The 12,090-nt window shown below is 70.8% G+C and carries 13 protein-coding genes; 5 read left to right on the top strand and 8 right to left on the bottom strand.

From position 1 onward, the window contains the following. The first annotated feature begins 75 nt into the window (after window positions 1-75). Window positions 76-654: a TetR family transcriptional regulator gene (locus ACZ6YG_RS23395; RefSeq protein ID WP_219549323.1), complete on the top strand. Its 579-nt coding sequence runs from the start codon at window positions 76-78 to the stop codon at window positions 652-654. A 17-nt stretch (window positions 655-671) separates the two neighbouring features. Here ACZ6YG_RS23395 and ACZ6YG_RS23390 read toward each other — a convergent pair whose 3' ends face one another. Next, window positions 672-1,226, bottom strand: a complete 555-nt coding sequence (locus ACZ6YG_RS23390) for a DivIVA domain-containing protein (protein WP_261808790.1) — start codon at window positions 1,224-1,226, stop codon at window positions 672-674. A gap of 83 nt (window positions 1,227-1,309) precedes the next feature. Between ACZ6YG_RS23390 and ACZ6YG_RS23385 the strand changes: the two genes are divergently transcribed. Both ACZ6YG_RS23385 and ACZ6YG_RS23380 read left to right on the top strand, forming a co-directional pair. Next, window positions 1,310-2,212 carry an ABC transporter ATP-binding protein gene (locus ACZ6YG_RS23385; RefSeq protein ID WP_466019171.1) on the top strand — a complete coding sequence of 301 codons (903 nt, stop codon included), beginning with the start codon at window positions 1,310-1,312 and terminating at the stop codon, window positions 2,210-2,212. Window positions 2,213-2,276: 64 nt separating this feature from the next. Then, window positions 2,277-2,876 (top strand): hypothetical protein, encoded by a 600-nt coding sequence (locus ACZ6YG_RS23380; RefSeq protein WP_466019170.1) that lies wholly within the window; start codon window positions 2,277-2,279, stop codon window positions 2,874-2,876. Window position 2,877: 1 nt separating this feature from the next. On the opposite strand, the gene rlmN is transcribed toward ACZ6YG_RS23380, so the two are convergent. Beyond that, window positions 2,878-3,978 (bottom strand): dual-specificity RNA methyltransferase RlmN, encoded by a 1,101-nt coding sequence (gene rlmN, locus ACZ6YG_RS23375; protein WP_466019169.1) that lies wholly within the window; start codon window positions 3,976-3,978, stop codon window positions 2,878-2,880. Between the two features lie 144 nt (window positions 3,979-4,122). On the opposite strand from rlmN, the gene ACZ6YG_RS23370 reads away from it, so the two are divergent. After that, on the top strand, window positions 4,123-5,136 hold the full coding sequence (locus ACZ6YG_RS23370; protein ID WP_364226612.1) for a suppressor of fused domain protein: 1,014 nt from the start codon (window positions 4,123-4,125) through the stop codon (window positions 5,134-5,136). On the opposite strand, the gene ACZ6YG_RS23365 is transcribed toward ACZ6YG_RS23370, so the two are convergent. From ACZ6YG_RS23365 to ACZ6YG_RS23340, 6 genes are all read right to left on the bottom strand, one after another. Next, a complete protein-coding gene (locus tag ACZ6YG_RS23365; RefSeq protein ID WP_397198302.1) occupies window positions 5,133-5,972 on the bottom strand; it encodes a phosphatidate cytidylyltransferase in 840 nt (279 codons plus the stop codon). The genes ACZ6YG_RS23370 and ACZ6YG_RS23365 overlap by 4 nt on opposite strands. A 97-nt stretch (window positions 5,973-6,069) precedes the next feature. After that, complete coding sequence (gene frr / locus ACZ6YG_RS23360) at window positions 6,070-6,627, bottom strand: ribosome recycling factor (protein WP_219549335.1); 558 nt, start codon at window positions 6,625-6,627, stop codon at window positions 6,070-6,072. Window positions 6,628-6,668: 41 nt separating this feature from the next. Then, complete coding sequence (pyrH, locus tag ACZ6YG_RS23355; RefSeq protein WP_246640903.1) at window positions 6,669-7,367, bottom strand: UMP kinase; 699 nt, start codon at window positions 7,365-7,367, stop codon at window positions 6,669-6,671. A gap of 125 nt (window positions 7,368-7,492) precedes the next feature. Beyond that, window positions 7,493-8,326: a translation elongation factor Ts gene (gene tsf, locus ACZ6YG_RS23350; protein ID WP_148033763.1), complete on the bottom strand. Its 834-nt coding sequence runs from the start codon at window positions 8,324-8,326 to the stop codon at window positions 7,493-7,495. Between the two features lie 287 nt (window positions 8,327-8,613). After that, a complete protein-coding gene (gene rpsB / locus ACZ6YG_RS23345) occupies window positions 8,614-9,534 on the bottom strand; it encodes a 30S ribosomal protein S2 (RefSeq protein ID WP_466019202.1) in 921 nt (306 codons plus the stop codon). A gap of 214 nt (window positions 9,535-9,748) precedes the next feature. Further along, complete coding sequence (locus ACZ6YG_RS23340; RefSeq protein ID WP_271275852.1) at window positions 9,749-10,381, bottom strand: ArsR/SmtB family transcription factor; 633 nt, start codon at window positions 10,379-10,381, stop codon at window positions 9,749-9,751. A 103-nt stretch (window positions 10,382-10,484) separates the two neighbouring features. Between ACZ6YG_RS23340 and ACZ6YG_RS23335 the strand changes: the two genes are divergently transcribed. Beyond that, the gene (locus ACZ6YG_RS23335; protein ID WP_466019168.1) at window positions 10,485-11,801 is read left to right on the top strand and encodes an MFS transporter; all 1,317 of its coding nucleotides are present in this window, start codon (window positions 10,485-10,487) and stop codon (window positions 11,799-11,801) included. Window positions 11,802-12,090: the final 289 nt, after the last annotated feature.

Raw genomic sequence — 12,090 nt, 5'->3', positions numbered from 1 at the left:
TCTCCCGGACGAATATGAAGGTAGCCTCTCAGTTGAAAGTAAACCATCATTTGCACGTACGGTAAGATTTTTCGCATGGCTGACGGCGGGCTGCGCGAGCGCAAGAAGGCGAAGACCCGGGAGGCGATCCTGCGGGAGGCGTTCCGGCTCTTCCGCGAGCGCGGCTACCACGCCACCACCGTCGAGCAGATCGCCGAGGCGGCCGAGATCTCCCCCGCCACCTTCTTCCGCTACTTCCCGTCGAAGGAGGACCTGGTCACGCTCGACCGGTTCCCGCCGCTCGTCGAGGCGCTGGCGGTCCAGCCGCCCGGCCAGCCGGTCCCCGTGCTGCGCGGCGCGTTCCGCGCGGCGTTCGCCGCCCTGTCCGAAGAGGAGATCGCCGCCGGTCACGCCCGGGAGGTGTTCGCGGCCACCGTGCCCGAACTGGTGGTGGCCAACCTGCGCAGGAGCCCGGGGCTGATCCGCGAGGTCTGCGCGGCTGTGGCCGACCGGGCCGGCCGCGCCGCCGACGACCCCGGGGTCCGCAACGCCGTCGGCGCCGTCTTCGGGGTGGTGGCGATGGTGTGGACGCAGTGGGCGCACACCCCCGCCATGGACGGTCCCGAAGAGATCGACAGGGCGCTGGCCCACCTGGAGTCGGGGCTGCGTCTGTGAACGCCTGACGCGTACGGTCAGGCGCGCTGCTCCAGCACGTCGGCGATGCCCGCCAGGAACGCGTCGACGTCGGCGATCAGGTAGCCGGGCCGCAGCACGACGGTGCCGAACTTCACCTCGCGCACCTCCTTCGCCGTCACCGGATACTGGGTGGTGCCGCGCAGCGTGGCCACGATCCGGTCGAGGAAGGCGTCGACCTCGTCCTCGTGATAGCCGGTGGCCATGCGGGCCGACCGGAACATCACCTTCTCCACGCGGGCCGCCTGGCTCTCGAACCACTCCTCGCGCAGCAGCTCGCCCGTGGGTTCGGCCAGGGCCAGCCGCACCGGCCGCTGGGTCATGGTCTCCAGCGCCACCACGAACGCCTCCAGCGCGAAGTCGACCGCCGTCTCCTGGTAGCCGCGGCGCCGGGAGCGGAAGGTGGCCGCGCGCACCTCGTCGGCGGTCACGGGCTCGGCGTCGAGTGAGCCTCTGCCCAGCGTGGCCTCGATCCGCTCGATCAGAGCGTCGACCTCGGCGGGGTCATAGCCTGAACGCATACCCATGACGCGCGGAAAGCGGTTCAAGCCCACTCCTTCTGGGTCCTGACGGGGGGTCGCCCTCTGGGGTCCTTTTATCCCGGCCCTGCGGGCCGGTGTCTATGGTAAAGACCACCATGCGCCTGACCGACGTGTCTTTCCGCTATCGAAGACGTGATCCATCCGTCATCCGTGAGGCCGCCGCCGAGCTGTCCCCCGGCGACGTGGTCGAGCTCACCGGGGCCAACGGCGCGGGCAAGTCCACGCTGCTGCGCCTGCTCGCCGGGCTGCTCAGGCCCACCGGCGGCGCCATCACCGGCCGCCCGGCCGCCGTCGGGCTGGCCCCCGACCGGTTCCCCGGCGAGCAGCCGTTCACCGTGTCCGGCTACCTCGACCACATGGCGCGCGTGTGCGGCGGGCGGTGGCGTCCGTGGGCGGAGCGGCTGAACATGGAGCAGTTGCTGGGCGTGCGGCTGCGCGAGCTGTCCAAGGGCAGCGCGCACAAGGTCGGTCTGGCACAGGCGCTGATGGCGGAGCCGGGGCTGCTGCTCCTCGACGAACCGTTCGCCGGGCTGGACTCCGGCACCCGCGACGAACTCCCGCCCATCGTGGCCGAACTGTCGGCGCGCGGCGCCATCGTGGTGACCGCCGACCACCAGGGCGGCCTGCGCGACCTCCCGTCCCTGCGCCACTGGACGATCACGGACGGACGCCTCGTGGAGACGACCCCGGCACGCACCCCCGTACTCGCGGGAAATCTCGCCGGAACCACCCCTCAACGACCCGCCGAAGACGCCGTCGGGGGCATCGCCGGAGAACCCGCGGTCACGCCCGACACGACCGCGACGACTGTCGGTAGTCCCGCCGGTGAGGCCGGCGGAAGGGCCGTAGAAGGTTCTGCTGATGTCGGAGTGGGCGTGGACGGAGGTGGGGTCGCTGTGGAGGTGACCGTGCCGGTCGGGGATCTGGGGGCCTTTCTGGAGCGGATGCGCGGTGAGGGATACCCTGCCCGCCCGGTGAGCGGGGAGGAGTCCCGGTGATCGCTCTGAGCGCGTTCCGGCTGGCCGCCTACGTCCGGTCGCATTCCATCAGGCGCTGCTGGCGTTGCTGGCCGCGCTGGCCGTCGTCTACGCCACCCGGGCGCCGGCGGGCCACGAGGCGGCCGTCCTGGCGGACTCGGCCGTGCTGATCCTCCCGCTCCTGGCCTGGGCCGCCCGGAGCCTGCTCGACACCGAGCCGGACCGGCAGCGGGAGATGTCCGCGGCCCTGGCGGGCGGCCGCGGCAGGGAGCTGGCGGCCGGGCTGCTGGCCGCGCTGACCGCGTGCGCCGCGTTCGCCGCCCTGGCCCTGGTCTGGGGAGTGCTGCTCGGGATGAGCGCCACGCCCCCGGGGCCGGTGCTGGCCGCCGGGATCGTGCTGCACGCGCTGAGCGCGCTGGCGGGCCTCACGCTCGGGGCGCTCACCAGCCGCGCCCTGCTGCCGTCACCGGCGTTGTCGATCATGGCGCTGGTGTCCGGGTTCGTCGCGATGCTGCTCATCAGCGCGTCGCCGCTGCACTGGCTCACGGTCCCGCTCACGGTGTGGATGCGCGCCGCGAGCGCCGAACGGCTGGTCGCCCAGCTCCCCGAGCTGGCCGCCGTCTCGCTGGTCTGGTGTCTGCTCGGCCTGGCGGCGTACGCGTGGCTCCGCCGTACCAGGCCGTAGATCACTCGGCGGCGGCGAGCTGGCCGCAGGCGCCGTCGATCTCGCGCCCGCGGGTGTCGCGGACCGTCACCGGGACGCCGTGGAGCTCCAGCCGCCTGACGAACGCGCGCTCGTCCTCCGGCCGGGACGCCGTCCACTTCGAGCCGGGGGTCGGGTTGAGCGGGATCAGGTTGACGTGCACGAGTTTGTTCTTGACCAGCCTGCCGAGCAGGTCGGCCCGCCACTCCTGGTCGTTGATGTCCTTGATCAGCGCGTACTCGATGGACACCCGCCGCTTCGTCTTCGCCGTGTACGCCCAGGCGGCGTCGAGCACCTCGGCCACCTTCCACCGGGTGTTGATCGGCACCAGCGTGTCGCGCAGCTCGTCGTCGGGGGCGTGCAGCGACAGCGCGAGCGTGACCGGCAGGCCCTCGTCGGCGAGCTTGCCGATCGCGGGCACCAGCCCGACCGTGGAGACGGTGACGCCGCGGGCGGAGATGCCCAGCCCGTGGGGGGCGGGCTCGACCAGGCGGCGGACCGCCTGGATCACCTGCTTGTAGTTGGCCAGCGGCTCGCCCATGCCCATGAACACCACGTTGTTCACCCGGCCGGGGCCGCCCGGCACCTCGCCCGCCGCTAGCGCGCGGGCGCCCGCGACCACCTGCTCGACGATCTCGGCGGTGGACATGTTGCGGGTCAGCCCGGCCTGGCCGGTGGCGCAGAACGGGCAGTTCATGCCGCAGCCGGCCTGCGACGACACGCACATCGTCACGCGGTCGGGGTAGCGCATCAGCACCGACTCGACCAGCGCGCCGTCGAACAGCCGCCACAGCGTCTTGCGGGTCGTGCCGCGGTCGGTGGTCTGCTCGCGCACCGAGGTGAGCAGCGGCGGCAGCAGCGCCGACAGCTTGTCGCGGGAGGCCGCGGGCAGGTCGGTCATCGCTTGCACGTCGGTGGTCAGCCGCTCGAAGTAGTGGCGGGAGAGCTGGTCGGCGCGGAACGCCTTCTCCCCCAGCTCGGTGACGGCCGCGCGGCGGTCGGCCATGGACAGGTCCGCGAGGTGGCGAGCCGGCTTGGCCCTGCGCGGGGCGACGAAGGTGAGCTGGCCTGGCTGCTGGGACACGATCCTGCCTCTGCTTGTCACGGGGATTGCCGACCAGGGTAGTGAACGCTTGCCCGGCGGGGCGAATTCCATGGCCGTCACCCGGCGCTCCCGATCGGGGTAAGGCTCGCACGAGAGCGACTCGCGGATCTACAGTTTCCCCGTATGGCGATTTTCCGGTCTGCGTCGGGCGAGGGGCACACCGAGGTCGTCCTCACCGCCGGCAACCCGTACGGGAGCCGGACGCTCGTGGTCGAGCGCGACGAGGACGCCTCGGTCGCCTACCTGTGCTCTCCTGACGGCACCGTGCACGGCGCCTGCTGGCTGGCCAACCACCGGGCCGCCCCCGACGTGGTCGACCTGGCGCGGATCAACGCGGGCCTGCCTCCGCTGATGCCGCGGGCCAACACCCTCCACCCCGGGGGGCGCCGGCCGCTGGGCCAGCTCACCCCGCTCTGGTTCGAGGAGGGTGACGGGGTGGCCCTGTACGAGGAGGACGATCTGCTGGCGGTCATCCCGGGCTGGGCCGACATGCATCGGGGCATGCCGGGTTACGCCCGGGACGCGGTGGGCGAGTCGCCGTTCGCGTGGGCGCTGTCGGAGGCGCTCGAAGGGCTGAGCCCGCGCATCGCCAACGCCGGGTCCTACTGGCGCTGGCGTTACTCCGAGGGGTCGTGGCCGTCGTTCCAGCAGTTCGTGATGGGCCATCTGGACCGGGTGCTGGGCCCGTCCGGCCGCTACTGGGACGCCGCCGGTGACCGGTTGCCGACCGTCGGCATCACCGAGCGCCCGGCTCACGGCGACCGGGTGTTCAGCGTGCTGTCGACGGTGGGGATGAGCTGCCAGCGGATGCCGACGGTGGAGCAGTGGATCGACCAGCCCGGCGCGTACGCCAGGATCGAGCTGGCGGTGGCCACCCGGGCGAACCCGCGCGACGCGGCGCTGCTGCTGGTGTGGCTGGCGCAGTATCCGTGGCACTCGGTGACCTGGCTCGGCCACGGCCACACCGCCAAGTGGTATCACGAGCCGGAGACGTTCCCGCTGGGGCCGCAGTACTCCGGGGTGCTCATGCAGGCCGACCCCCCTGACATGCCGGATATGTCGGGGTTTGCGTTTGGCGGGGAGGCCGTACGGTGGCTCTGGCTCACCCCGATCACCGCCGAGGCCCTGACCGGCTAGACGAAGAGCGAGAGCAGCAGCCAGACCGGCACCAGCGTGGCCACCAGCGAGTCGAGCCGGTCCATCAGCCCGCCGTGGCCGGGCAGGATCGAGCCCAGGTCCTTGATGCCGAGATCCCGCTTGATCATCGACTCGATCAGGTCGCCCATGGTGGCCAGCGCCGCGGCCAGCGCGCCGAGCAGCGCGCCCTGCCACCACTCGCCGCCGAGCAACCACGTCACCAGCCACGCGCCCACGACCGTGCAGGCCAGGACCGAACCGGCGAAGCCCTCCCAGGTCTTCTTCGGGCTGATCACCGACATCGGATGCCTGCCGAACAGCACCCCCGCGGCGTAACCGCCGGTGTCGCTGGCCACCGTGACCGCGATGAAGACCACCACCCGGTGGCTGCCGTCGTCAGGCGCCAGGAGCAGCGCCACGAACCCCGCCAGCAACGCCGGGTAGAACAGGATGAACACCGACGCCGTCGCGTCGCGCACGTAGCCGTCGGTGCCGTCGGCGAACATCCGCCACACCAGCAGCGCCAGCGCGAACACTACGAACGTGCCGAGCAGCCACACCCCGCCGCCCCAGTAGGCGGCTGCCTGCATCGCGGCCAGCCCAGCCAGGACCGGCGCGGCCGGCACCCGGATGCCGCGGGTGGCGAACGCCCGCACCAGCTCCACCACGCCGACGCCGACCGCCGCGGTGACCACGACCAGGAAGAGCTCTTTGACGGTGTAGAGGGAGATCAGGACCAGGGCGGCGAGTCCGAGGCCGACACCGATCGCGGCGGGGAGATTGCGGCCGGTGCGGCTGCCGCCGCTCGGGCTGGGGCCGGCCGTGCGTTCTTCCAAGACTTCTCCATAGGCCACGGCCCTCGCCGTCAGGCGAGGGCCGTAGATGCGCTACCTGCGGCGGTCCGCTGACCGCGGTCCGCCGGCAGCGGGCCACTCAGACTTCGAGCAGCTCGGCTTCCTTGTGCTTCAGCAGCTCGTCAACCTTGGCGACGTGCTTCTGGGTGAGGTCGTCGAGCTCCTTCTCGGCCCGCCTGACCTCGTCCTCGCCCGCGTCGCCATCCTTGATCATCTTGTCGAGCGTCTCCTTGGCGGAGCGCCGGATGTTGCGGATGGACACCTTGGCGTGCTCGCCCTTGTTCCTGGCGACCTTGATGTATTCCTTGCGACGCTCCTCCGACAGCTCGGGGAAGGTCACGCGGATCACCTGGCCGTCGTCGGTCGGGTTGACGCCGAGGTCGGAGTCGCGGATGGCCCTCTCGATCGCGGCCATCGAGCTCTTGTCGTACGGCTGGATGAGCACCATGCGAGCCTCGGGCACATGGAACGACGCCAGCTGCTGGATCGGCGTCGGCGTGCCGTAGTACTCGGCGGTGATCTTGTTGAACATCGAGGGGGTGATCCGGCCCGTCCGGATGGTCGCGAAGTCCTCCTTCGCGACCGAGACGGCCTTGTCCATCTTGTCCTCGGCTTCGAGGAGGGTTTCGTCGATCACAGCGGCTCCCTGTCTTCTAGCTGGCGGTGTCGGGCTCACACCTATTTGCCTGCGGGACTCACCAGCGTGCCGATCTTCTCACCGCGGACCGCTCGCAGGATGTTGCCCTCGCCCATCAGGTCGAAGACCACGATCGGCAGGTCGTTGTCCTTGCACAGGCTGATCGCGGTGGCGTCCATGACCGCGAGGTCACGGAGAAGCACCTCTCCGTAGTCCAGTTGGTCGAACCGCACCGCGTCGGGATTCTTCCGTGGATCGGAGTCGTAGATGCCGTCGACCTGGGTGCCCTTGAGCAACGCCTCCGCGCCGATCTCCAGAGCCCGCTGGGAGGCGGCGGTGTCGGTGGAGAAGTAGGGCGAGCCGAGCCCCGCGCCGAAGATGACCACACGCCCCTTCTCCAGGTGGCGGATGGCGCGGCGCGGCAGGAACGGCTCGGCGACCTGCTGCATGGTGATCGCGGTCTGCACCCGCGTCTCGACGCCGCGCCTCTCCAGGAAGTCCTGCAGGGCCAGGCAGTTGATGACGGTGCCCAGCATGCCCATGTAGTCGGCCCTGGCGCGGTCGATGCCGCCCTCGGACAGGGTGGCGCCGCGGAACATGTTGCCCCCGCCGACCACGATCGCCACCTGGACGCCCTCGCGCACCGCCTCGGTGATCGAGTCGGCCAGGTGGTCGACGACCACGGGGTCGATCCCCAGGGGCTCGCCGCCGGCGAACGCCTCACCGGACAGCTTCAGCATCACCCGCTTCCAGCGGAGCTGGCTTCGGGGCGGAGCAGCCGCCGTCGTGGCTGGCTCCTGATTGTCCTGCACGGCGGCGGCCTCCCTCTCTCGGCGGTTCTTCGGACTGGACGACTCGCTCCAGCCTATGCCTGGCCGACCTTGAAGCGGACGAAGGCCTGGACCTGAACGCCGTTCTCCTCGGCGTACTTGCCCACGGACTTCTTGTTGTCCTTGACGAAGGCCTGCTCCAGCAGCGTGAAGTCCTTGTACCAGCCCTTGACGCGACCGTCGACGATCTTGCCGATGGCGGCCTCGGGCTTGCCCTCCTCGCGGGTCATCTCCTCGAAGAGCTTGCGCTCCTTGTCGACGACGTCGGCGGGGACGGAGTCGGGCTTGAGGTACTGCGGGGCCATGGCGGCGGCGTGCTGCGCGATGTCCTTCGCCACCTCGGCGTTCGGCTTGTCGAGCTGGACGAGCACGCCGACGGCCGGCGGCAGCGCCGGGTCGGTCTTGTGCATGTAGGCGCCGACGTAGCCGCCCTCGATCACGGCGAAGCGGCGGACCTCGATCTTCTCGCCCAGCGTGGCGTTGGCGGCGTCGAGGTGCTCCTTGACGGTCTGGCCGTCGAAGGAGGACTCCAGCAGCGACGCCACGTCGGCCGGCCGGGTGGCCAGGACGTGCGCCACCACCTGGGCCGCGAGCTCCTGGAAGCGGTCGCCCTTGGCCACGAAGTCGGTCTCGCAGTTGAGCTCCAGCAGCGCCGCGACGGAGTCGCCGTCCTGCTTGAGCGCGACCAGGCCGTTGGAGGCGGTGCGCGCCTCGCGCTTGCCGACGTCCTTGGCGCCCTTGAGGCGGAGCAGCTCGATGGCGCGGTCGAAGTCGCCCTCGGCCTCCTCCAGAGCCTTCTTGCAGTCCATCATGCCGGCGGCGGTGATCTCGCGAAGCCGCTTGACGTCGGCCATGTTCACGGAAGCCATTGCTTTTCCTTGTGAGATGTCGGTGGATGTCGTCGTGCGTCGAGCGGGCGCCGCCGCTCGGCTGTCGTCACGGCACCGCGTGCCGCGCAGAAGCCGGTACGCGTCCCGTGCCCGTCATTTCGGACCCGGAACGTCCTGCTCGCCTGCCCCCTGACCAGCCCCGGCACCGGTCCGTCCGCGAACCCCCCGGGCCGATCAGCCCGAGAGGGACCGTCCGCCGCTCACCGGCCGTGCCCGGGAAACGGGCACGGCCGGCGGCGGGTGGATCCGGGTGCGGCGCGGGCAGGTCAGGCCTGCTGCTCGCCCTCGGGCTTGGCCTCGGCCTCGACGGCCGGCGCCTCGGCCTCGGCCTCGGGGGCGGGAGCCTCCTCAGCGGGAGCGGCCGGAGCGGCCGCCTCGGCGGTCTCCTGCGGCTGGGCCTCGCCCTGCTCGCCACCACCCTGCTCGATGAGCTCGCGCTCCCACTCGGCCAGCGGCTCGGCGGCGGCCGGCTTCTCGTCGCCGCGGGAGGCGCCCGAGCGGGCCATGAGCCCGGCGGCCACGCCGTCGGCGACCACGCGGGTCAGCAGGCCGACGGCGCGGATGGCGTCGTCGTTGCCCGGGATCGGGTAGTCGACCTCGTCGGGGTCGCAGTTGGTGTCGAGGATCGCGACCACGGGGATGCCGAGCTTCTTGGCCTCGCTGATCGCGATGTGCTCCTTCTTGGTGTCGACGACCCACACCGCGCTGGGCACGCGGCCCATGTCGCGGATGCCGCCGAGCGTGCGCTCCAGCTTGTCCTTCTCACGCCGGCGCATGAGGAGCTCCTTCTTGGTGAGCCCCGAGGCGGCGACGTTGTCGAAGTCGAGCTCCTCGAGCTCCTTCAGGCGCTGAAGCCTCTTGTGCACGGTGGAGAAGTTGGTGAGCATGCCACCGAGCCAGCGCTGGTTGACATACGGCATGCCGACCCGGGCGGCCTGCTCGGCGATGGCCTCCTGGGCCTGCTTCTTCGTGCCGATGAACAGGATCGTGCCGCCGTGGGCGACGGTCTCCTTGACGAAGTCGAAGGCGCGGTCGATGTAGGACAGCGACTTCTGCAGGTCGATGATGTAGATGCCGTTGCGCTCGGTGAAGATGAAGCGCTTCATCTTCGGGTTCCAGCGGCGGGTCTGGTGTCCGAAGTGAACGCCGCTCTCAAGCAGCTGTCGCATGGTGACGACGGGGGCCATGAGCTGGTCCTCCAGGTTGGGCGCCCTGCCGGGGCCGGGCGCGTTCTCGGTTGTGTCGCGGTGACCGGTCGGCACCGCCCTGATGCCCCGAACCGCTCCAGCCGGGCAGAACCCGGACCGATGGCGCGATCCTTGGCGAGGCATGCGAAGTCGGCCTGGGTCCCAGGCCACCGAAAAGTCTACCTCCCGCGCCGCACCCGCCTGACCGATCAGGTCAACGCGGCCCGTCCGGACCCGGCGCCGCCCTGTCGTGGTCTTCGGTGGGCAGGCCAGGGACCGGCCTGCTGGAGCGTACGAACAGGTTGATCTGGGCCTCGGCGATCCGCGCGCCTTCCGGCGCGTCCTCCTGGCTCCGGCTGCTCGCCACGTACGGCTCCAGCAGTTTGCCGATCTCCCCGGCGAGGCGCGCCATCTCCGAGGCGTCGAGCCTGAGCGTCGTCCGGGAGAAGAGGGTGGCGTCGCGCCACTCCTCGGGCTCCTGCTCGACGGCGCTCAGCGCCCGCTCCACCTCGTCGTGGGCGTCGCGGCGGAGCGCGCGGATCAGGACGTTCTTGGCCTCGCGGACGTCCGGCCGGTCTTCGGGCACTACGCCGACCTGCAGGGCCGTGCCGATCGACCGCCACAGGCGCTCCCGGCCGTCGCCGCGCGGCGGCGCGTCCTCGACGAAGCCGTACTTGGCCAGCATCCGCAGGTGGTAGCTGGCGGCGCTGGGCGTGATGCCGGCGCTCTCGGCCACCTCGGTCGCGGTGGCGCTGCCCTCGATGCGGAGCCGGCTCAGGATCGCCAGCCTGGCCGGATGAGCCAGGGCCCGCATCGCCTTCGGGTCGCTGAGCCCTTCCGTGTCCATGCGCCCAAGGTACCGCGATCAGGTCTGAAGGATTGCCTTCAGAACTCTGAAGGATTACTTTCATAGTCCTGAAGGGTTTCTTTCACATCTTGGAGTTCGACGCATGAACCCGTCCGTACCGCTGCGCCGGCAGCGCGACTACCGGCTGCTCTGGTCGGCGCGCACCATCTCGATCACCGGCTCGGAGGTCTCCAAGCTCGCCGTGCCGCTGACCGCGATCACCCTGCTGGCCGCCTCGCCCTTCCACATGGGCGTGCTGACGGCCGCCGCCTCGGTGCCCGCCCTGCTGTTCGGCCTGCACTCGGGCGCGATCGCCGACCGCCTGCGCCGCCACCGGCCGCTCATGATCGGTTGCGAGCTGGTGTCCTGCGCCGCCGCCCTCACCGTGCCGCTGGCGTGGTTCCTCGGGGTGCTCACGATCCCGTGGCTGATCGCCGTCGCCCTCGTGATCGGCACGGCGGCGGTGCTCTTCAGGTCCGCCAACTTCCCGTACGTGGCCGCGCTCGTCCCTCCTGACCAGAGGACCGCCGCGATGGCCGGGTTCAACGCCTCCTACTCGGTGGCGTCCGTGGCCGGGCCCGGGCTGGCGGGCGTGCTGGTGCAGGTGCTGACCGCGCCACTGGCCGTGCTGGTCGAAGGCATCTCCTTCCTGGTGTCGGCGCTGCTCCTGCGGACGATCAGGACGCCCGAGAACCGGCAGCCCGCCCCCTCGCGCGGCCTGTGGCGTGACGTGGTCGCGGGCCTGCGGGTGAGCGTGACCCAGCCTGTGCTCCGCGCCCTGCTGGGGGCCGGGGTGACGATCAACTTCTTCGCGATGGCGTACGTGGCCGTGTCGATGCTGTACATGCTGCACACCCTCGGAATCCCGAAGGGCCTGATCGGCCTGCTCACCGCGCTCGGCGGCGCCGGAGGTCTCCTGGGCGCCTGGGCGGTCACCCGCCTGGCCGAACGGTACGGCGAGAACAAGGTACTGCTGGGTTCGGTGCTGTTCTTCCCCCTGGAGATCCTGGCCGTCGGCCTGCTGGACGGGCCGCTGTGGTGGAAGGTCACCGTGCTCGCCCTGACCGGGACGGCGACGGGCGGCATCGTGGTGGCGTTCGCCTCGTGCATGAGCGGGATCATCCTGCGCGACACGGCCGAGGAACTGCGCGGCCGGGTCAACGCGACCATGACCTTCGCCGTCCAGGGCGTGATGGCGCTGGGCGGGCTCGCGGGCGGGGCCCTGGCCGAGGTGCTCGGCCTGCGTCCGGTGATCCTGGTGTGCGCGGTCGGGATCGCGACCGCCATCCTCTGGATCTGGGCCTCTCCCCTCCGCTCCCCGTCCTCGCGCCCCCCGTCCGACCGGCAGCCCGACTCCGTGCCGTTGAACTCCTCAACGCACCAGGAACGCCAGGTCACCAAGCGCCAGCCCTTGGTCTAGAGGCCTGCCGCCCGTCCATGAGGTTCGTCAGAGGACGGTCTGTTCCGGGCGAGACATATCGAGGACGGACCGTCATGGGCGAGAGAGGGGGTCAAGGACGACCGTCCTAGGCGAGACAGGAGGTCAAAGACGACCGTCCTAGGCGAGACAGGAGGTCAAGGAAGGACCGTCTTAGGCAAGACAGGAGGTTCATCAAGGACGGACCGTTCTGAGGCAAGACAGAACTCCCTTCCACGTACGGCGCCCCTCCTCGTCCACAGCCCTGCCACCGTCCGCCCGCCCTTATCCA

The sequence above is a fragment of the Nonomuraea sp. NPDC054003 genome (assembly GCF_055585125.1).
This window is presented reverse-complemented; position numbering and strand designations above follow the sequence as displayed.